Source organism: Microbacterium immunditiarum (genome assembly GCF_013409785.1).
Taxonomy (GTDB): Bacteria; Actinomycetota; Actinomycetes; order Actinomycetales; family Microbacteriaceae; genus Microbacterium; species Microbacterium immunditiarum.
The window spans coordinates 3520419-3539723 of record NZ_JACCBV010000001.1; the positions used below are offsets into that span (position 1 = coordinate 3520419).

At 71.4% G+C, this 19305-nt stretch carries 19 protein-coding genes; 6 read left to right on the top strand and 13 right to left on the bottom strand.

What is annotated here, in order from left to right:
* Window positions 1-4: 4 nt before the first annotated feature.
* The 4 genes from BJ991_RS16365 to BJ991_RS16380 form a co-directional block, all read right to left on the bottom strand.
* Complete coding sequence (locus tag BJ991_RS16365; RefSeq protein ID WP_179491738.1) at window positions 5-838, bottom strand: ABC transporter permease; 834 nt, start codon at window positions 836-838, stop codon at window positions 5-7.
* A complete protein-coding gene (locus tag BJ991_RS16370) occupies window positions 835-1854 on the bottom strand; it encodes an ABC transporter ATP-binding protein (RefSeq protein ID WP_179491739.1) in 1020 nt (339 codons plus the stop codon). Before BJ991_RS16370 ends, BJ991_RS16365 begins: the two co-directional genes overlap by 4 nt.
* A 99-nt stretch (window positions 1855-1953) precedes the next feature.
* Window positions 1954-2856, bottom strand: coding sequence for a permease prefix domain 1-containing protein (locus BJ991_RS16375; protein WP_179491740.1), 903 nt, complete (start codon window positions 2854-2856; stop codon window positions 1954-1956).
* Complete coding sequence (locus BJ991_RS16380) at window positions 2849-3205, bottom strand: PadR family transcriptional regulator (RefSeq protein ID WP_179491741.1); 357 nt, start codon at window positions 3203-3205, stop codon at window positions 2849-2851. The genes BJ991_RS16375 and BJ991_RS16380 overlap by 8 nt, the downstream gene beginning before the upstream one ends.
* A gap of 159 nt (window positions 3206-3364) precedes the next feature.
* Here BJ991_RS16380 and BJ991_RS16385 point away from each other — a divergent pair, with 159 nt between their 5' ends.
* Window positions 3365-4126: a class I SAM-dependent methyltransferase gene (locus BJ991_RS16385; RefSeq protein ID WP_179491742.1), complete on the top strand. Its 762-nt coding sequence runs from the start codon at window positions 3365-3367 to the stop codon at window positions 4124-4126.
* A gap of 38 nt (window positions 4127-4164) precedes the next feature.
* Here the strand turns inward: BJ991_RS16385 and BJ991_RS16390 are convergent, their stop codons facing one another.
* From BJ991_RS16390 to BJ991_RS16400, 3 genes are read right to left on the bottom strand one after another with little or no spacing between them, the layout of a single operon-like run.
* Window positions 4165-5028, bottom strand: a complete 864-nt coding sequence (locus BJ991_RS16390; protein ID WP_179491743.1) for a polyphosphate kinase 2 family protein — start codon at window positions 5026-5028, stop codon at window positions 4165-4167.
* A 19-nt stretch (window positions 5029-5047) separates the two neighbouring features.
* A complete protein-coding gene (menD, locus tag BJ991_RS16395) occupies window positions 5048-6910 on the bottom strand; it encodes a 2-succinyl-5-enolpyruvyl-6-hydroxy-3-cyclohexene-1-carboxylic-acid synthase (protein WP_179491744.1) in 1863 nt (620 codons plus the stop codon).
* Between the two features lies 1 nt (window position 6911).
* Window positions 6912-7397: a PLDc N-terminal domain-containing protein gene (locus BJ991_RS16400; protein WP_179491745.1), complete on the bottom strand. Its 486-nt coding sequence runs from the start codon at window positions 7395-7397 to the stop codon at window positions 6912-6914.
* A gap of 122 nt (window positions 7398-7519) precedes the next feature.
* Between BJ991_RS16400 and BJ991_RS16405 the strand changes: the two genes are divergently transcribed.
* Window positions 7520-7813 carry a DUF4229 domain-containing protein gene (locus BJ991_RS16405; RefSeq protein ID WP_179491748.1) on the top strand — a complete coding sequence of 98 codons (294 nt, stop codon included), beginning with the start codon at window positions 7520-7522 and terminating at the stop codon, window positions 7811-7813.
* Between the two features lie 7 nt (window positions 7814-7820).
* Here the strand turns inward: BJ991_RS16405 and BJ991_RS16410 are convergent, their stop codons facing one another.
* Window positions 7821-8801 (bottom strand): 1,4-dihydroxy-2-naphthoate polyprenyltransferase, encoded by a 981-nt coding sequence (locus BJ991_RS16410; protein WP_343048808.1) that lies wholly within the window; start codon window positions 8799-8801, stop codon window positions 7821-7823.
* Between the two features lie 64 nt (window positions 8802-8865).
* On the opposite strand from BJ991_RS16410, the gene BJ991_RS16415 reads away from it, so the two are divergent.
* Window positions 8866-9246: a VOC family protein gene (locus BJ991_RS16415; protein ID WP_179491752.1), complete on the top strand. Its 381-nt coding sequence runs from the start codon at window positions 8866-8868 to the stop codon at window positions 9244-9246.
* Between the two features lie 6 nt (window positions 9247-9252).
* Here the strand turns inward: BJ991_RS16415 and BJ991_RS16420 are convergent, their stop codons facing one another.
* The 4 genes from BJ991_RS16420 to BJ991_RS16435 are packed head-to-tail and all read right to left on the bottom strand — an operon-like array spanning window position 9253 to window position 12628.
* Window positions 9253-10407 (bottom strand): AMP-binding protein, encoded by a 1155-nt coding sequence (locus tag BJ991_RS16420; RefSeq protein WP_179491754.1) that lies wholly within the window; start codon window positions 10405-10407, stop codon window positions 9253-9255.
* 7 nt (window positions 10408-10414) lie between these two features.
* Window positions 10415-11311, bottom strand: coding sequence for a 1,4-dihydroxy-2-naphthoyl-CoA synthase (locus tag BJ991_RS16425; protein WP_179491756.1), 897 nt, complete (start codon window positions 11309-11311; stop codon window positions 10415-10417).
* Between the two features lie 9 nt (window positions 11312-11320).
* A complete protein-coding gene (locus BJ991_RS16430; protein ID WP_179491758.1) occupies window positions 11321-12274 on the bottom strand; it encodes a permease prefix domain 1-containing protein in 954 nt (317 codons plus the stop codon).
* Window positions 12275-12286: 12 nt separating this feature from the next.
* Window positions 12287-12628 (bottom strand): PadR family transcriptional regulator, encoded by a 342-nt coding sequence (locus BJ991_RS16435; RefSeq protein ID WP_179491760.1) that lies wholly within the window; start codon window positions 12626-12628, stop codon window positions 12287-12289.
* A 104-nt stretch (window positions 12629-12732) separates the two neighbouring features.
* Here BJ991_RS16435 and BJ991_RS16440 point away from each other — a divergent pair, with 104 nt between their 5' ends.
* Entirely contained in the window at window positions 12733-13719 is a 987-nt protein-coding gene (locus BJ991_RS16440) for an o-succinylbenzoate synthase (protein ID WP_179491762.1), read from the top strand.
* Between the two features lie 10 nt (window positions 13720-13729).
* Here BJ991_RS16440 and BJ991_RS16445 read toward each other — a convergent pair whose 3' ends face one another.
* Window positions 13730-14377: a TetR/AcrR family transcriptional regulator gene (locus tag BJ991_RS16445; protein ID WP_179491764.1), complete on the bottom strand. Its 648-nt coding sequence runs from the start codon at window positions 14375-14377 to the stop codon at window positions 13730-13732.
* A 128-nt stretch (window positions 14378-14505) separates the two neighbouring features.
* Between BJ991_RS16445 and BJ991_RS16450 the strand changes: the two genes are divergently transcribed.
* Window positions 14506-17262: an MMPL family transporter gene (locus tag BJ991_RS16450; protein WP_179491766.1), complete on the top strand. Its 2757-nt coding sequence runs from the start codon at window positions 14506-14508 to the stop codon at window positions 17260-17262.
* Complete coding sequence (locus tag BJ991_RS16455) at window positions 17259-19268, top strand: YhgE/Pip domain-containing protein (protein WP_179491768.1); 2010 nt, start codon at window positions 17259-17261, stop codon at window positions 19266-19268. The genes BJ991_RS16450 and BJ991_RS16455 overlap by 4 nt, the downstream gene beginning before the upstream one ends.
* Window positions 19269-19305: the final 37 nt, after the last annotated feature.

A 19305-nucleotide genomic window follows, 5' to 3' on the forward strand; every position in this document is an offset into this window, starting at 1 on the left:
ATGCTCAGATCGAGCGCTGATACGCGCGGATCGAGCCCACGGCCCACGTGAACGCGAGCGCGGCGAGGGCGACGAGGCCGGCGACCTGGAGCCCCGCGGCATCCGGGTACTGGCCCGAGAGTCCGCCCCGGCCGAGCTCGACCGCCCACGTCATCGGGTTCCACCGGGCGACCGCGGCCACCCAGTCCGGCAGCAGCGCGGACGGCATCATGGTCGTCGACAGGAACGTCGCCGGCAGCACGATGAGCTGCGACAGGCTGATGAGCGCGATCTGGCTGCGTGAGATGAACGCGATCGCGGTCGACGCGCAGCAGAAGATCGTCGCGAGCAGTGTCGCCACCGCGAGAGCGACGAGCAGTCCGCCCACCCCGCCCGCATACCGCGCCCCGCCGAGCCAGCCGATGCCGAGCACGACGAGCGACTGGGCGAGGTTCACGACGAGCTGCTGTCCGAGCTGGCCGGTGACGATCGCGGAGCGGCGGATCGGCGAGCTCAGGTACTGGTCCATGACACCCGAGTTGATGTCGTCGATGAAGCCTGTCCCCGCCCAGGCGCCGGAGTACAGGACGGTCATCATGAGGATGCCGGGCACGAGGTACTCGATATACCCTCCGGTTCCGGAGCCCGCCGAAGGGGCGAACTGCGGCAGGTCGCCGAGCGAGCTGAACACCTGCCCGAACAGCAGGATCCAGATGATCGGCTGCACGAGGGACATCACGGGCCCCCACACCTGCCGAACGGTCACGATGAGCCAGCGCCGGAGCACCTGCCCGGTCTGGGTGAACCACCCCGCGCGCTCGGCTGCGGTGGCGGTCGTCGGGATCGCGATCGTGGTCATGCCGCTTCTCCTTCCGTGACGGCCGGCGCACCGGCCTCTTCGAACGTGTGGCCGACGAAATGCAGATACACGTCGTCGAGCGAGGGGTGCGATGCGGAGACCTGGCCGAACCGGATGCCGGCGGCATCGAGTGCCGCGATGACCGCGCCGACGGCGGCTGACGCATCGTCGGTGCGTGCGGCGAGGACGCCGTCGACTCCGGATGCCTCGACCACGACGTCACGCAGACCGCCGACCCGCGCGACCGCCACACGCACGGCGGCCGGGTCGGGCTCGATGAGGGAGACTCGCAGCGAGTCGCCGTGGAGCGCCGCCTTGAGGTCGCCGGGCGACCCCTGCACGACGGCGCGGCCGCGGTTCACGATGAGCAGCTCGTCGGCGAGGCGGTCGGCCTCCTCCATGTAGTGCGTCGTCAGCACGACGGTGAGCGAGTCCTCGGCGGACAGGCGCCGGATCTCGGCCCACATCGCCGCCCGCGCCTCGGGGTCGAGCCCGGTCGTGGGCTCGTCGAGGAACAGCACGCGCGGACGGTGCACGAGTGCTGCGGCGACGTCGAGGCGCCGGCGCATGCCGCCGGAGAACGTCGACACGGGCCGCGCGGCTGCGGTGGCGAGACCGAAGTCGTCGAGCAGCCGCTTCGCGCGGGCTCGCGCGGCCGAAGGCGAAGCACCGCGCATCCGTCCCGCGATCTCGAGGTTCTCGTGCGCGGTCAGGAGCGGATCGGTGCTCGCGCCCTGCGACACGTAGCCGATCGCGGTGCGGACCGCATCGGCCTCGCGAGCGACGTCGCGGCCCGCGACGCGCGCCGTGCCGCTCGTCGGGCGCGACAGCGTCGTGAGGATCTTGGTGGTCGTGGACTTGCCGGCGCCGTTCGGGCCGAGGAGGCCGAACACGCGGCCCTCGGGAACCGTGAGGCTCAGTCCGTCGAGGGCCCGCACGCCGGGCTTACGGCCACGGCCGTGGTACGTCTTGACGAGGTTCTCGGCGACGATCGCCGCAGTGGTGTTTTCAGGCATGGCGAAGCATCCCTTCTGTTGGTTGGGCTTGTTCTGAGCGCTCGGACGTCGAGCGAGGAGTGGAGCGACGAGACGCTCGGCGACCGAGGGTGTGACGCGTCAGCGTTTGTCGGGCGCGAAGAGCATCCGCGCGAGCACGAGCATCATGAGGGCGAAGCCTCCGATGAATGCGAGGGGCGTCCACCACCACCCGACCGTGAAGATGAGCGCCACGATGACGCCGAAGGTCACGATCCAGATGACGGCGGTGTAGATGCCGAACCGTGCAGCGGTCTCGGGCTCGCGCTCGAACCGGTTGGGCGGCTCGGATGCGACCATCTGGCGCGTCCACGCCTTGTGGCGATTGGTCTGGCTGGCCAGCAGGAACGCGAACAGGATGATCGACGCAACGACCCCGAGTGCGGCGAAGACGATTCCCCACATGGGCATCGAGCCGAGGGCGACGAGTCCCGCGAACGCGAGGCCGAACGCCCCGAGCAGCGTGGCGAGGAAGTAGCCCGCCGCCCGGTTCTGCGGCATCGGGTGGTTCATCGTGGTCTCCTGCGACAGCGAGTCGCCCACGAGGAGCGCGATCCCGGTCGAGGCCAGCCCGAAGAGGCCGATCTGGGCGCCGAGCGCAAGCGGCAGCACGCCGGTCGCGCCGAGGATCCCGAGCGTGATGCCGACGACGGCCGCGACCGACCACACGACCGCGCGCACCACGAAGCCGGGCTTCGGCTTGACGTGGTGGCGGCGCATGAGGTCCTCCCAGCTGCGGCGCGGGGCCGCGGCATCCGCCACGCCCGCCGGCGCCGTCTCGCCCACCAGCTCGCGCACGTCGCCGAGCTCGGCGACCGCGCGGCGTGCCGCCTCGTCGGGGGCGACACCGGACTCCTCGAGTTCCGCCGCGCGTGCCATGAGGTTCGCGCGGATCTCTTCTTTCAGGTCCTGCGTGTCGGGGGTCAGCTCGACGCCGGCGAACGCCTCGTCGAGAAGTCGATGGATGTGGAGGTTCTCAGTCATCGGTGTTGTCTTTCACGTCGAGGAGGGAGTCGATCACGCGGCGGGTGGCGACCCACGCCGCGACGTTGTTTCCGTAGACCGCACGGCCCGCATCGGTGATGCGGTAATACTTGCGGCGGCCGCCCTGGGTCTCATCGCCCCAGTACGACTCCACCAGGCCGTCCTTCTCGAGCCGGCGGTAGGTCGCGTAGAGAGTGGCCTCTTTGATCTCGTGCTCGCCGCCCGTCGCATCGCGGATGGTCTTGTAGATCTCGAAGCCGTACCGGTCGCCACGACGCAGCACACCGAGCACGATGGTGTCGGTGTGGCCGCGCAGCAGGTCGGCCGAGAAGGCATCGTCCTGTGTCATGGCAAGTACTGTATCACATCAAGTACTTGCTCACGCAAGACCCTCTCTCGTGAGTTGAGGCGGGATGGTTGACTTCGGGGCGCGTTTCGCGGGCCCCAGAAGTCGGAAATCCGCCCCAACCCGTGGGAGAGGGTGGGGAAACCGGCCTACACTGCCGCCATGTCGTTCGACGACGTGGCCGCCCAGGCCTACGACGGATTCATGGGCCGGTACTCCCGTCCGCTCGCTGAGGTGTTCGTCGAGTTCGCGCGGTTTCCCGAGACCGGCCGCGCCCTCGACGTGGGCTGCGGCACGGGCGCGCTGACCGAGGTGCTGGCCCGCCGATTCGGTCAGACCGAGGTCGCCGCCGCCGACCCATCACCCGGGTTCGTCGCCGCGACCGCGGCACGGTTCCCATGGGCCGACGTGCGGCACGGCTCTGCCGAGGAACTCCCCTTCGACGACGACCTGTTCGACGCGACGCTCGCCGAGCTCGTCTTCCACTTCATGACGGATGCCGCCGCCGGCGCCCGCGAGATGGTGCGCGTCACCCGCCCGGGCGGTGTCGTCGCCGCGTGTGTGTGGGACCTCGAGAACGCGCGCGGCCCCTACTCGCCGTTCCTGCGCGCGGTCGAGGAGGTGACCGGTCGGCAACCACCTCCTCCCCGACCGGGTACGAGCCGCGGAGACCTCGTCGGGCTGCTCACCGAGGCTGGCTGCCGTGACGTCGTCGAGGGCGAGCTCACGGTCGAGGTGGAGCATCCGGACTTCGACGAGTGGTGGCATCCGCACACCCTCGGGATCGGGTCCACGTCGGGGCAGCTCGCGGGGCTCGACGAAGCTACCGTGGCCTCGGTTCGCGAGCGCGCACACGAGCTCGTCGGGGATGGTCCGATCCGCATCTCGGCGACCGCGTGGGCCGCGCGCGGGATCGCGCCCTGACTCCCCCGGACGCTGAGCGAGGGCGCGAGACGAAGCGGCTACGTCGCCGCGAGGCGCTCCTTCTCCTCGGCGATGTCGAAGTTCGCCGGAGGCCACTGCGGGTCGATGACTTCGATCGTCTCGAGCAGGAGCGCCTGCACGGCGAGCCGCGCGTACCACTTGCGGTTCGCAGGGACGACGTGCCACGGCGCGTACTCGGTCGAGGTGCGCTCGAACGCCGTCTGGTACGCGCTCATGTAGTGCGGCCACATCGCGCGCTCGTCGACGTCGCCGGGGTTGTACTTCCAGTGCTTGTCGGGCCGTTCGAGCCGCTCCATGAGGCGTGCACGCTGCTCTTCGTACGAGATGTTCAGCATGACCTTGATGATGCGAGTCCCGGCATCCGTCAATCGCTTCTCGAAGTCGTTGATCGCGCCGTAGCGCCGCTCGATCTCCTCGGGCGGCGCGAGCTCGCGCACGCGCCCGATGAGAACGTCCTCGTAGTGCGAGCGGTCGAACACGCCGATGAAGCCGGGCTCGGGCACCCGCTTCTCGACGCGCCACAGGAAGTCCTGCGCGAGCTCCTCGGGCGTCGGCTTCTTGAACGACGTGAGCGCGATGCCCTGCGGGTCGACCGAGCCGACGACATGCCGGATGATCCCGCCTTTGCCCGCGGAGTCCATCGCCTGAAGCACGAGCAGCACCGAGGCATCCGTCGCGTCGACGCGACTCTGCGCATACAAGCGCTCCTGCAGCTCGCTCAGCTCTTGGGCGCCGGCGGCGAGGTCTTCGGCGGACTGCTCCTTGTCGCCGGAGTAGCCCGGGGTGGCTTCGGGATCGACGCTCGTGAGCACGAATCCCTCGTTCACGCGCAGGATCTCGCGGGCATCGGCGTCCCAATAGCGCTGGCTGGTCGCTGTCATGCGTTCATACTGGCGTACGTCAGCGCTCGAGCGGCACCTCGATGAGCTGCCGACCACCCACAGGCGACGTGAGCACCTGGTCGAGCGCCGACCGCGTGGTCACGCGGTGGTATTCCCACCCGTACGCGAGCGCGAGGTGTTCGAGGCGCGCGCCGTGCGGCGTGTAGAGCACGCGGTCCATCGCCTCGTCGCTCGCGACTGCCGCGACTTCGAGTCCGTCGAAGATCGTGCCGCCTCCGTCGTTGCCGACGATCACCTGGATGCGCGGCTCCTCCTCGTGCGGCGGCAGCAGCAGCGCGCCGACGTCGTGCAGCACCGCGAGGTCGCCGAGCAGCACACGCGTCACCCCCGGACGCCCGTCGGCCTGACTCGCGAGCGCGATTCCGAGAGCGGTCGCGACGGTGCCGTCGATCCCCGCGAGACCGCGGTTCGAGTGCACCGGAACGCGCTTGCCGCCGAGCACCGCGTCGGCGACCCGCACGAGCCGCGACGATCCGAACACGAGCCGGTCATGCGGCCACGTCGCGCGCCACACCGCGTCCACCAGAGCGGTTCGGTCGACGGGAGCCCGCAGCACCTCGAGCTCCGACGAGATCGCCCCGAGCCGCTCGCTCGGCACGGTCGACGCGAGGGCCGCGGCATCCGGGGCAGGAGGAGACAGATCGACGGATGCCGCGCGCGACGCCCGCATCCACGCGCCCAGCCACTCGCGATCCGTCTCGCCGGTCGCGACCGCGACCTCGTCGACGGCGACAGTCGCCCCGTTGAGGTTGAGCGGCTCCCCCGGTCCGCGCACCGCGAGCGCCTCGACGTCGGGGCGCGACAGCAGGGCGGCCGTCTCGCGCGCGAGGGTCGGATGCCCGAACACGACGACGCGCTCGACGCGCCCGCCGAGCTCGGGGGCAGCCACGAGAGTGCGATAGCCATGGATGAGGTTGCGGCCGAAGCGCGCGCCGCTCACGATCTCGGCGACGAGCGGCCACCCGCCCGCGTGGGCGAGGGCCTCGGCATCGGGCCCTGCGTCGGCGCCCGCCAGCACGATCGTGCGCGGGCCTCGCTCGAGCACGTGCGGGCCGTCGGGGTCGGGCGGGACGTCGGCTTCGCCGATGCCGCCGCCGCCCTGGTACAGCGCGCCGGACGGCTCATCGGCGGGATCGGCGACGACGGGTGCCGCGTCGAGGTCGACGTGCTCTTCGACCGCGAGCTCGGCCGAGTGGACCGCGAGCCACGAGGGAAGGTCGCCTCCGAGCGGCTCGCGATACGGGACGTTGAGGTGCACAGGACCGGGTGAGCGAGTGCCGACGCCGAGCGCCGCGTCGACCGCCTCGGCGGCGACCGCGCGCAGCATCGCGCTCTGCTCGGATGCGCCGTCCGGGTCGACGGCATCGGCCACGGGAAGGTCGGCTTCGAAGCGGACGTTCGGCGAGAACATGCCCGGCTGTCGCGTGGTCTGGTTCGCGCCGACGCCGCGCAGCTCGGGCGGGCGATCCGCCGTCAGCAGCAGGAGCGGCACGCCCGCGTGATGCGCCTCCAGCGCGGCCGGAAGGAGGTTCGCGGCGGCGGTGCCCGACGTGCAGACGACGGCGGCCGGCATCCGCGTCTCTCGCCCGATGCCGAGCGCCGTGAAGCCCGCGACGCGCTCGTCGATGCGCACGTGCAGGCCGATCGCGCCGCGGCGCTCGAGTTCGGCGGCGACCAGCGCGAGGGACTGCGAGCGCGATCCGGGGCTCACGACGATGTGGCGTACGCCGCGCTCGACGAGTGCTCCGAGGAGGGCTGCCGCGGCATCCGTCGCCGGTGATTCGACCCCGCGGACGGTGGCCGCGAGTGGATCGTCGCCGGCAGCGCCGGGCTCGCCGACGGCCTCCGGGTCGTCGCTCACGTCAGGAGATGGCGCCGCGGTGGCCGCGCGGGTCGTCCTCGCCGTCGCCCGGGCGATCCGTAGGCCGCTCGACGGCAGGCTCGGCACCGCGCTTCGGAGGCGTGGGCGGCGCGTCGTCCGGCGGGGTGACCGGGTTGATCGGAGTGATCGGGTTGCTCCAGCGCGGGTCGTCGGCCTCGGCGTCGAGCTGCGCGAGCTCTTCCTCGAGGCGGCGGATGCGCTCGTCCTGGTCGGAGATCGAGCCGATGCGACCCAGGAACTCGGGGTCGTCGTCGGGGGCGCGGGGCGCGACCATCTGCGACGCGCGTGCGCGGCCGATGACGAACCACAGGATGCCGCCGAGCACGGGGAAGATCACGACGATGAGGATCCACACGGGCTTGCTCACACCGCGGTGCTTCGTCGGCGGCTGGATGGCGCAGTCGACGATGCTGTACACCCAGAACACGGCGGCCAGCAAGGCCCCGATCAGCAGCACCCTCGTCACGCCTCCCATCCTAGGCGCGCGCGGCGAGAAGTGGCCGGTCGTCATGGAACCGTCGTGAACCCCTCAGGCTCCGCCCAGCCTCTCGGGATGGGCGGCCCGAACCGGCGAACTACGATGGAGGCATGCGAACGCGCTCGGCCCTCGTTTATACGGTGCTGCGGCTGCTGGCGTTCTTCGTGCCGTTCGGGATCTTCATGCTCTTCCCGATCATGCGCGAGTACTACTGGCTGTCGGCGATCTTCGCCGCGCTCATCGGGCTGAGCCTCTCCATGATCTTCCTGCGTCGACCCCTCGAAGAAGTGACGTCAGGCCTCGCCGAGCGCCGCACGCGCGCGAAGGACGAACGCTCCGACGAAGACGTCGAAGACGAAGTCGCGCACGGGCCGGATGCCGCGCCCGACCGCCCTCAGCCCTGAGGGGCACTCACCCGACGAACGCCCAGAGCAGGAACGCGCCGTACGCGAGCGACGTGAGCGACGTCAGCCCGAGGGCCACGACGAGCTCGCGAGGCCGGCGGTACGTCCACACGATGAGGATCGCCGGCAGCGCCGCGAGGAGCGCGAGCAGCGACAGCCACGCGATGACGTAGAACACCGCGAGCCACGCGGCGATGCCGAACGGCACGAGCACGAAGATCGTGAACAGCGCCTGCGTCGCGCGACGGCCGATGAGCACCGTGAGGGTGCGCTTGCCCGCGGCGCGGTCCTGGTCGATGTCGCGCAGGTTGTTGGCGAGCAGCACGGCGCACGCGAGCAGTCCGGCGGCGACCCCGCCGAACCATGCCTCCTGCGGAATGGACTGCACCTGCGCCCACGTCGTGCCGACTGTCGCGACGAGTCCGAAGAACACGAAGACGAACAGCTCGCCCAGGCCGTAGTAGCCGTACGGACGTCTGCCGCCCGTGTAGAACCACGCGGCGAGGATGGCCGCGACGCCGACGGCGATGAGCCACCACTGCTGCGTGCGGATCGTGATCGCGAGGCCGGCGAGCGCGGCGATCCCGAAGAACACGAGCGCGACGGTGAGGACCGTGCGGGGCTTCGCCTTGCGGCTCGCCGTGATCCGGGCGGGGCCGACGCGGTGGTCGTCGGTGCCGCGGACACCGTCGCTGTAGTCGTTCGCGTAGTTGACGCCGATCTGCAGGCTCACCGACACCACGAGGCACGCGAGCGCGAGCACCCAGTGGAACGCGCGGTCGACCAGCAGCGCGGCGCCTGTGCCGATGAGGATGGGCGTCACCGCGAGCGGGAGCGTGCGCAGTCGCGCGGCGCCGACCCAGTCGCCGAACGTCGCCGGCTCGACGTGTCGCGGATCGCGCGGCGCGTGCGCCTTCTGCGGGTTCCCGCGCGGCGGCTGCTTCTTCGGGCCGGGGCGCTTGCGGTGCTTGCTCTTGGTACCTGCCACGAGTCCACATCCTAGTGAGCGCAACCCCCTCGCCTGTGTCCCCGGTCCGATCGACAATGGCCCCATGCTCGAAATCGGAACGACGGTGCTCACCGTCGAAGACATCGACCGTGCGGGCGACTTCTGGCGCGCCGCCCTCGGCTACGTCAGCCGCCGCGAGCCGAGCGACGACTGGGTCATCCTCGACCCGCCCGAGGGTCCGCACGGGCGCGCGTCGATCGCCCTGTCGAAGACCGGCTACCCGCAGCACTATCCGCCCCGGCTGCACCTCGACCTCTACGCATCCGACCAGCAGGCCGAGCTCGAGCGCCTGCGCTCCCTCGGCGCGCGCGACGTCGACTGGCACGGCTACCCGCCCGCCGCCGATTACGTCGTCATGGAAGACACCGAGGGCAACCGCTTCTGCGTGGTCGAGGCGCCGGAGTGGTTCTCCGGCGAGGAGTGACGCGCGTCAGTGGAGCGCCGCGATCGCGCGACGGATCGCCTCGCGGTCGGGCTTGCCCGACGGGAGCATCGCGAGCTCGTCGACGAGCACGAGCCGGGACGGCCGGGCATGCGGGCCGATCTCCGCCTCGACGGCGGCTCGCGCTGCCGCGAGCTGGAGGGACTCGCTGCGGCGCAGGGCTTCACCCCGTGATGCGACGACGACGGATGCCTCGCCCCACGTGGCATCCGCAACACCCACGACCACGGCAGTGGCCAGACCCGGCACCGACCGCACGATGCGCTCCACGCGATCCAGCGAGATGTTGATGCCGCCCGAGATGATGACGTTGTCGAGGCGCCCTCGCACGCGCAGCACGCCGTCCTCGATGAGGCCCGCGTCGCCTGTGCGATACCACCGGACGCCGTCCGCATCGCGCACGAACACGGCGTCCGTCATCTCGGGATCGCCGAAGTAGCCGTCCGCGAGCGTCGGCCCGGAAAGGCGCACCTCGCCGTCGACGATCGCGATGCCGACGCCGTCGAGCGGGCGGCCGTCGTAGACGCATCCGCCGCTCGTCTCGGTCGCGCCGTACGTGCGAGCGATGCGCACGCCGACGGCCTGCGCGCGCTCGAGGGTCGCGGGGGGAAGCGCCTGTCCGCCGACGAGGATGCGCTCGAACGAGCGCAGCGCGGCGAGGACCGCCTTGTCGTCATCGGCCGCGTCGAGGAGCTTGGTGAGCTGAGCGGGCACGAGCGACGTATACGTCGGGATCCGTTCGCCTCGCTCGGTCGACGCCATCGTGGCCGCCGCCGCGGCGAACGCCTGCGGGGTGAACGTGCCCGCCAGGAGCGCGGGCTCGCGCCCCGCGACGATCGAGCGGACGAGGACCTGGAGTCCCGCGACATAGGCCGCCGGCAGGGCGAGCAGCCACGCGCCCTTCCCGATGCGGGCGAACGTCGCGAGCGCGCTCGCTGTGAGCGCGTCGCGGCTGAGGACCACGCCCTTGGGGATCCCGGTCGAACCGGACGTCGTCACGACGACGGCGGTGCCCGCGCGCACCTCGCCCGGAGCGTCGTGGATGAGCCCGAGCCCCATCGCAGGACCGGCGCCGTGCAGGGCGGCACGCAGCCCCCGCAGCACCTCGCGCGGGTCGTCGTCGACGAGGGGTTCGAGTCTCATCGCGGCATCAGAAGTACCACGGGTAGGGCGACCAGTCGGGCTCGCGCTTCTCGAGGAACGCGTCGCGACCCTCGACGGCCTCGTCGGTTCCGTACGCGAGGCGCGTCGTCTCACCCGCGAACACCTGCTGGCCGACGAGTCCATCGTCCACGGCGTTGAACGCGAACTTGAGCATGCGGGCGGCGGTCGGGGACTTCGTGAGGATCGTGCGGGCCATCGCGACGGCCTCGCGCTCGAGGTCGGCGTGGGGCACGACGCGGTTGACGGCGCCCATCTCGTACGCGCGCTGGGCCGAGTACTCCTCGGCGAGGAAGAACACCTCGCGCGCGAGCTTCTGGCCGACCTGCCGCGCGAAGTACGCGGACCCGTAGCCGGCGTCGAACGAGCCGACGTCGGCATCCGTCTGCTTGAACCGCCCGTGCTCGGCCGACGCGATCGACAGGTCGCACACGACGTGCAGCGAGTGCCCGCCGCCCGCAGCCCAGCCCGGGATCACCGCCATGACGACCTTGGGCATGAACCGGATGAGCCGCTGCACCTCGAGGATGTGCAGGCGGCCGGCCCGCGCAACGTCCGTCACGGAGTCGGAGTCGGAGTACTTGTAACCGTCGCGGCCGCGGATGCGCTGGTCTCCGCCCGAGCAGAACGCCCAGCCCCCGTCCTTCGGGCTCGGACCGTTGCCGGTGAGCAGAACCACCCCGATGCGCGGATCCTGCCGTGCGATGTCGAGGGCCTGGTAGAGCTCGTCGACGGTGTGCGGGCGGAACGCGTTGCGCACCTCGGGCCGGTCGAACGCGATGCGGGCGATGCGTCCGTCGGTCGAGACGTGGGCGGTGATGTCGGTGTAGTCATCAGCGCGCGGGGCGACGACCCACTCGTCCGGATCGAACAAGTCGGAGACCATGGCCCCAGCCTAGTTGCGGCCGCGCGCGGCCTTGATCACGCCATCCGCGGTGCTCCAGATCGCGATGCCCGCGATCACGAAGCCGACGACCACCGACAGCACGCCGTGCACCTCGGCCCCGCTGTCCCCGGCCACGGTCGGCCAGAAGTCGGGGTTGATGAGGCGGCCCTCGAAGAGCAGCCACAGTGCGGGCAGCGCGACCGCCGCGTTGAGGATGCCGTTGGAGACGGCGAGCGTGTACGTCCAGCCGCGTGAGGCGTACACCGCGATGGCCAGCAGCGCCTCGAGCGCAATGATCACGAAGAGCCCCGTGATCCACCACGGCCACAGACCGTCGTCGAGGAGCGGCACACCGGGGTGCAGCGGGGCCAGGCCGATGAAGTGATCCCACAGGATGACGCCGACGGCGATCGCGAGGAACACCAGGCTGCCGATGAGGTCACCCAGGCCGGCGCCCCTGGGGCGCGGCTCGGGGAGCTGTTCGGGGGTCCACTTCGTCGAGTTGATGGTCTCGTGGCCGGTGCGCTCGAGCACCACGAAGACGAGCGTCGTCCAGAACGCGAGGTGCACGATGATCTGGAAGACGACGGCCACCGTCGTGCCGATGACCGCGCCCACGGTCGCCCCCGACAGCGTCTGGCCGAGCGCGACGCCGAACGCCGCGCACACGGGCACGATCGCGAGCAGCAGCTTGAGCAGCCGCCACCAGTCCAGGAAGTAGCGCGGCCCGACGAGCCACAGCGGGCGGTCGGTGTAGCCGGCGGCGAGCACCTCTGGATCGCCCAGCTGGGTGAGCACCGCGTACTCGGCGGAGTCCCGGGACTCGCCGGCTTCCATCCGGGCGTCGATCTGGTCCTCGATCGAGACGCGCAGCTCGGCGGACAGGTCGGCGCGCTGGCGTTCGGGCACGGTGCGCATCGCCGCGTCGACGTAGCGGTCGGTGAGGGAAGCCGTCATGGTCATGTCGTTCTCCGATCAGTCGTTGCCCGCAGCGGGCAGTCCGTCGATCGCGGCGGCGATCGCGCGGAAGTCTTCGGTCAGTGCGGCGGCGAGCCGGGCGCCGGCGGGGCTCGTGCGGTAGAACTTGCGAGGGCGCGCCTCGTCGGTGTTCCACTCGCTCGTCAGGTGGCCCTGCTTCTCGAGCCGTCGCAGGAGCGGGTACAGCGTGTTGGCGTCGGTGTCGAACCCTCGAGCCTGCAGGTCTTCGAGGAGGCCGTAGCCGTAACCGGGCTGCTCGAGGAGTCGCAGACACGCGAGCACGACCGTGCCGCGGCGCAGCTCCTGCAGGTGCGTCTCGAGGGCTTCGGTTTCGCTCATGCATCACACTGTACTGTGTGTCACACACTATCGTCAAGGGCACATTATTCTATCGCGACGCTCCCCAAGCCTCACAGAGGCGGCGGCAGGGGCAGGATGGACTCGTGACCGCGTTCCCCTCCCTTGGCGACCTCCTCGCGACCGCTCGCGTCGTCGCCTTGCCGCTCGCCACGAGGTTCCGCGGCATCGACGTGCGCGAGGCGCTCCTCCTGGAGGGGCCTGCGGGATGGACCGAGTTCTCGCCGTTCACCGAATACGACGACCGCGAGGCGTCGGCCTGGCTCGCCGCGGCGATCGACTACGGCTGGAGCACGCAGCCCGCCGCGGTGCGCGACGAGGTGTCGGTGAACGCCACGGTGCCGGCCGTCGACGCGGCATCCGTCCCCGATGTCCTCGCCAGATTCGACGGATGCCGCACCGCCAAGATAAAGGTGGCGCAGGCCGGCCAGCGGCTCGCCGACGACGTCGCGCGCGTTCGCGCCGTGCGCGAGGCGATGGGACCCGAGGGGCGCGTGCGCATCGACGCGAACGCCGCCTGGAACGTCGACGCGGCCGAGCACGCCGTGCGCGCGCTCGAGGAGTTCGACCTCGAGTACGTCGAGCAGCCGTGCGAGACGATCGAGGAGCTCGCCGAGCTGCGGCGGCGCATCGCGCGGCTCGGCATCCCGATCGCCGCGGACGAGAGCGTGCGCAAGGCGGACGACCCGCTTGCCGTCGCCCGCGCCGGAGCCGCGGACCTCATTGTCGTGAAGGCGCAGCCGCTGGGCGGCGTGCGACGCGCGCTCGAGATCGTCGCCGAGGCGGGGCTCCCCGCCGTCGTCTCGAGCGCACTGGACACGTCGGTCGGCCTCGGCATGGGGGTCGCGCTCGCGGCCGCGTTGCCCGACCTCCCGTACGACTGCGGACTCGGCACGGCGTCGCTGCTGGCGGCCGATGTCGCCTCACCGCCGCTGCGGCCGCGACACGGCGTGCTGCCCGTACGCCGGGTGACGCCCGACCCGGCGATGCTCGACGAGTTCGCGGCATCCGCCGATCGCCGATCCCGGTGGCTCGACCGGCTCACCCGCTGCTACGAGCTGCTCTCCCGCTGACCTCGCCGGATCAGGCGTCGATGAGCAGCTGCGCCACCCGTGCGAGCTCTTCGTTCGTGCGCCGGCACATCGCCTCGTAGTCGAGGCCCGCCATCGCCGAACGCACCGTCGCGCCCTCCCACACCGTGAGCATGAGTCGTGCGACCTGATCGGACGGGAGCCGGAACCGGACCTTCTTCGTCTGCCCGATGTCATCGATGATGCGCGCGATCGCACGGCGCATCTCCTCGTCCTGCGCGAGGTACGCGGCCGCGAGCTCGGGGTTGCGCATCGCGTGGATGCGGATCTCGCTCATGAGGAGGACGCTCAAGCGGTCGTCGGCCGACACGTCGAGCACGTCCTGCACGATCGCGAACGCGTTGGCGGGAAGGTCGGCGAAGCCCCCCTCGTGATCGAGCTCGGCGATACGCCGGCGGACAGCCTCGACGCGCTCGAGCGCGACCTCGCCCGCGAGCTCCAGGAAGAGCTGGTCCTTCGTCTCGAAGTTCGAGTAGAAGGCGCCGCGCGTGAAGCCGGCGCGATCGCAGATGGCCTCGACGGATGCCGCATCCAGCCCGACCTCGGCGAAGACCTGGGCTGCCGCGTCGAGCAGTCGCCGCCGCGTCGTCTCGCGCCGTCGAGTGGTCGTGGCGCCGCCCGCGACTCGGGTGTCGGTCATGCGGCCTCCTCTCGACCATGTTCACACGAAGTTCCCGGTTTGCGGGGGCTTCTCCGTCCTACGATACACTGGTGTATCCGATACAGCACTGTATCCATGCATGCTGATCGATTCGCACGGAGGCGCTCTTGTCCACCCTTCTCTATGCCCTCGGGCGCTGGTCGTACCGTCACCCGTGGCGCGTCGTCGTCTCGTGGGTGGTGCTGCTGCTGATCGCGGGAAGCGCGGCGCTCCTGTTCATGAAGGGCACCGACAACACCTTCTCGATCCCCGGCACCGAGGCGCAGGAGGGCATCGAGCTGCTCGACCGCACGTTCCCGCAGGCCAGCGGCACGAGTGCCCAGCTCGTGCTCGTCACCGCCGACGACACGCACGTGTCGGACGAGCCGTACGCGACGGCCATCGCCGATGCGATCGGCGAGCTCAGCGACCTCGACGGGATACTGGCGGTCACCGATCCGTTCGACGAGATGGTCTCGGGCATGGTGTCCGACGGCGGCGAGGCGGCGATCGTCCGACTGCAGTTCGACGGCCAGACGACCGACGTGCCCGCCGAGACCAAGACAGCGCTGCAGGACATCGCCGCGGACCTGCGCGCCGAGCTACCCGAGGGCTCGCGCGTCGCGATGGGCGGAGATCTCTTCTCGATCTCGGTGCCGTCGCTGTCGATCACCGAGGCCGTCGGCGTCCTCATCGCGCTGTTCGTCCTCATCGTGACGTTCCGCTCGCTCGCGGTCGCCTGGTTCCCGCTGGTGAGCGCCATCATCGGCGTCGGGCTCGCGATCGCGCTCATCTTCGTGTCGACCGCGTTCGCCTCGATCTCGTCGACCACCCCGATGCTGGCGATCATGCTGGGGCTGGCGGTCGGCATCGACTACGCCCTATTCATCGTCGCCCGCCACCAGGACCAGGTGCGCGCGGGCGTCGATCCCGAGGAGTCCGCCGCCCGCGCGACGGGCACCGCCGGCTCCGCCGTCGTGTTCGCCGGCGTGACGGTGCTCATCGCGCTCATCGGCCTCGCATTCGCGAACATCCCGTTCCTCACGACGATGGGAATCGCCGCCGCGGTCGCGGTCGCCATCGCGGTGGCGGTCGCGATCACCCTCACCCCTGCCCTGCTCGGCCTCGCGAAGGGCCGCGTCGCCGGGTGGGGGCACCGGGCGCTGAGCGCCGGCGTCGGCCGGAAGCGGAAGGCCGCGAAGCGGCCGAACCGCTGGGTGATGCTCGTGACGAGGCATCCGCTGGTCACGACCCTCGCCGTCGTCGTCGGACTCGGCGTACTCGCCGTCCCGGCCTCGAGCCTCGCGCTCGCCCTGCCCAATGCCGGCGTCCAGCCGCTCTCGAGCCAGGCCCGGCAGGCATACGACCTCACCGCCGAGCACTTCGGCCCAGGCTCGAACGGGCCGCTCATCATGACCGGCACGATCGTCACCTCGACCGACCCCCTGGGGCTCATGGACGACCTCGCCGCAGAGGTCGAGAAGGTCGACGGGGTCAAGGAGGTCGCCCTCGCGACCCCGAACCAGACCGCCGACACGGGCCTGATCCAGATCGTGCCCGAGACCGCTCCCGACGACCCCGCGACGGCGCAGCTCGTGCGCGATCTGCGCGCGCTCGCCGTCGAGCTCGAGGACGAGTACGGCGTCGACCTGAAGGTCACCGGCTTCACCGCGGTGGGCATCGACATCTCCGACCGCCTCGGCGCCGCCCTGCTGCCGTTCGGGCTGTTCGTCGTCGGCCTCTCGCTCATCCTGCTGATGGTCGTGTTCCGCTCGATCTGGGTGCCGATCAAGGCGGCCCTGGGCTACCTGCTCTCGGTGGTCGCCGCCTTCGGCGTCGTGGCCGCGGTCTTCGAGTGGGGCTGGGGCGCCGACCTCCTGCACGTCACGCGGACCGGGCCGGTCATCTCGTTCATGCCGATCATCCTCATGGGCGTGCTGTTCGGCCTTGCGATGGACTACGAGGTGTTCCTCGTCTCGCGCATGCGCGAGGACTACGTGCATGCCTCGCGGGCCCGCCGCGGGCGCGCCGAGCGGGCGACCGCGATCGGCGCGGTGCGGTCGGGCTTCACCGCCTCGGCGCGCGTCGTCACCGCGGCGGCGATCATCATGTTCGCCGTGTTCGCGGCGTTCGTGCCCGAAGGGGACTCGTCGATCAAGCCGATCGCGCTGGGACTCGCAGTCGGCATCGCGGTCGACGCGTTCCTCGTGCGCATGACGCTCGTGCCTGCGGTCATGGCCCTCCTCGGCGACAAGGCGTGGTGGATGCCGCGCTGGCTGGACCGGATGCTCCCCCACTTCGACATCGAGGGCGCGGCCGTCGAGCGCGAGCTCTCGCTCGCCGACTGGCCCGAGCCCGACACGACCGCCGCCGTCGTCGCCGAAGACCTCGCCGTGAGCGCCGACGACATCACGGTCTTCCGCGGCGTCGCCCTTCGCGTCGAGCCGGGCGAGTCCCTCATCGTGACGTCGTCCGACGCCCGCACGAGCACCGCGCTGCTGCTCGCGATCGCGGGACGCCTCGAGCCGACCGAGGGCCGCCTCCGCGTCGCGGGGCACCTGCTCCCCGGCCGGGCCCCGTGGGTGCGTGCGCACGTCGGGGTCGCCTCGCTCGCCGGCGCGGACGACCCCGTCGCCGAGCTGCGCGACGCCGTCCGCGGCGGCACGCGCCTCGTGGTGGTCGACGGCGCCGACGCGATCGCCCCCGGACCGGAGCGCGACCGCGCGGCGGCGGTGCTGCGCGACGCCGCTCCCGTGACCGTCGTGGCTGCCGCATCCGACCCCGCCGCCGCTCAATCCCTTCTCGCCGAGGCCCGCCGTCCGCACGCGGACGTGCTCGACCTCGACCGCTCGACTTCCACCCTGACCCCCGAGGTGAACGCATGAACCTCCCCCTCGAGCGCGCGCGTGCGCGCCGGCCCGTGACGTGGCTCACGCTCATCGGCGTGCTGCTGCTGCCCGTCGTGATCGGCGGCGTGCTCGTCGCCGCGCTGTACAACCCGGCCGAGCGCCTGGACGCGATGTCGGCGGCGATCGTGAACGAGGACGACCCGGTCACGATCGACGGCCAGATGGTTCCCCTCGGGCGACAGCTCACCGCCGGGCTCGTCGAAGGCTCGGACGAGGTCGAGAGCAACCTCTCCTGGACGATCTCCAACGCCGACGACGCCGAGGCGGGCCTCGCCGACGGCACGTATGCCGCGGTCGTGACGATCCCGTCGAACTTCTCCGCCGCGGCGACCTCGACGCAGCCGGGTGAGACGCCCGAGCGCGCGACGATCGAAGTCGCAACCCCACCGGACTCGCTCATCGTCGATGACGCGATCACGGCGCAGGTGACGCAGGCGGCTGCCTCGCTCATGGGCCAGGAGCTCTCGTCGATCTACCTCGAGAACGTCTTCCTCGGGTTCACGACGCTGGGTGACGAGCTCGGCGCGGCCGCCGACGGAGCGCGGGGACTCGCCGACGGCGCCGGCGAGGCCGCGTCGGGCGCGGTGAGCCTCGCCGATGGCGTGCGGCAGCTGTCGTCGGGCGTCGGCGAGCTGTCGTCGGGCCTGAACGGGTGGGCGGGCGGTGCTCGATCGACCGCCGACGGACTCGGCGACTGGGCGGGCGGTGCGCGGGATCTCGCCGCCAATACGCAGACGCTCGCCGGCAGCCTGGCGACGATCGCGGGCGGGCTGTCGCAGGCTCCGCAGATCCCCCAGAGCATGGTCGACATCGCGAACCAGCTCGCGCAGAACAGCGAGCAGGTTCAGGAGACGGTGACGGATGCCTCGGCCGCCCTCGCCCAGCTCGCCGCGGGCTGCGAGGCACAGGGCGGCTCGGCCGAGTTCTGCGCGCAGCTGTCCGCCGTCGCCGACGAGGCCGACGCGGCGCTGCCCACCGTGCAGGGGATCATCGGCCAGTCCGACACGATCGCCGAGGGCATTGGCGGCCTGACGCAGCTGCCGCAGCTCGCGAGCGGACTGCAGTCGATCTCGGGCGGACTGAACCAGGTCTCGGGCGGCATGGACGCCCTCGCGGGCGGCGCCGATCGAGCCGCCGCGGGCGTCTCGCAGCTCGCGTCGGGAGCCACTCAGCTCGCGTCGGGCGGCGCGGAGCTCGCGGGCGGTGCGTCCTCCGCGGCCGACGGCGCCGACGGGCTCGCGTCCGGGCTCGGGCAGCTGTCGGACGGCACCGCCCAGCTCGCGGACGGGCTGGCGACGGCATCCGACTCGCTCCCGTCCTACACCGACTCGGAGGCGACGAGCCTCGCCGACGTCGTCGCGGCGCCCGTCGAGGCGGAGGGCGTCGGATCCTCGCTGTTCGGCGCCTCCGCGGTCCCGCTGCTCGCGACGCTCGCGCTGTGGTTCGGCGGGCTCGGAACGTTCGTCGCGCTGCAGGCCGTCACGCGTCGAACGCTGACCTCGCGCGCTCCGTCGGCGCTGCTCGCGCTGCGCACGCTCGCACCGGCCGCCGGCCTCGGCGCCGTGCAGGGTCTGCTCGTGGCGGGCGTCGTGCAGCTCGCCGCGTCGTACGACCTCGCGGAGTGGTCGATCTTCGCCGCGATCTGCGTGGCAGCCGGCGTCGCGTTCGCTGCCGTGAACCAGGCGCTCGTCGCGGTGTTCGGCGGTGCCGGCCGGTGGATCGCGGCGCTCGTGGGGGTGCTCGCGGTCGCGACGGGGGTCGTTTCGACGGTGCCGGGACTCCTGTCGGACGTCGCCGCGCTCATGCCGACCGCACCCGCCTACAACGCGATGCTCGGGGCGCTCACCGAGGCGTCAGGGGTCGGCGCGGGGCTCGCGGGTCTCGCGATCTGGTCGCTGCTCGCGTTCGCGGCGACGCTCGTCGCGGTGTCGCGGCGCCGGTCGGTGTCGGCGAAGGCGCTGTTCGCGGCGACGCCGGCGTAGGTCTCACGGCGCGGACGCGCGCTTCGTCTCGCTGCGC

Coding starts and splice junctions, on each gene's coding strand:
- BJ991_RS16405 (WP_179491748.1), top strand. CDS start 7,520: ATGCGAACGCGCTCGGCCCTCGTTTATACGGTGCTGCGGCTGCTGGCG.
- BJ991_RS16385 (WP_179491742.1), top strand. CDS start 3,365: ATGTCGTTCGACGACGTGGCCGCCCAGGCCTACGACGGATTCATGGGC.
- BJ991_RS16380 (WP_179491741.1), bottom strand. CDS start 3,205: ATGACACAGGACGATGCCTTCTCGGCCGACCTGCTGCGCGGCCACACC.
- BJ991_RS16370 (WP_179491739.1), bottom strand. CDS start 1,854: ATGCCTGAAAACACCACTGCGGCGATCGTCGCCGAGAACCTCGTCAAG.
- BJ991_RS16420 (WP_179491754.1), bottom strand. CDS start 10,407: ATGAGACTCGAACCCCTCGTCGACGACGACCCGCGCGAGGTGCTGCGG.
- BJ991_RS16415 (WP_179491752.1), top strand. CDS start 8,866: ATGCTCGAAATCGGAACGACGGTGCTCACCGTCGAAGACATCGACCGT.
- BJ991_RS16365 (WP_179491738.1), bottom strand. CDS start 838: ATGACCACGATCGCGATCCCGACGACCGCCACCGCAGCCGAGCGCGCG.
- BJ991_RS16375 (WP_179491740.1), bottom strand. CDS start 2,856: ATGACTGAGAACCTCCACATCCATCGACTTCTCGACGAGGCGTTCGCC.
- BJ991_RS16430 (WP_179491758.1), bottom strand. CDS start 12,274: ATGACCATGACGGCTTCCCTCACCGACCGCTACGTCGACGCGGCGATG.
- BJ991_RS16455 (WP_179491768.1), top strand. CDS start 17,259: ATGAACCTCCCCCTCGAGCGCGCGCGTGCGCGCCGGCCCGTGACGTGG.
- BJ991_RS16390 (WP_179491743.1), bottom strand. CDS start 5,028: ATGACAGCGACCAGCCAGCGCTATTGGGACGCCGATGCCCGCGAGATC.
- BJ991_RS16445 (WP_179491764.1), bottom strand. CDS start 14,377: ATGACCGACACCCGAGTCGCGGGCGGCGCCACGACCACTCGACGGCGC.
- BJ991_RS16425 (WP_179491756.1), bottom strand. CDS start 11,311: ATGGTCTCCGACTTGTTCGATCCGGACGAGTGGGTCGTCGCCCCGCGC.
- BJ991_RS16435 (WP_179491760.1), bottom strand. CDS start 12,628: ATGAGCGAAACCGAAGCCCTCGAGACGCACCTGCAGGAGCTGCGCCGC.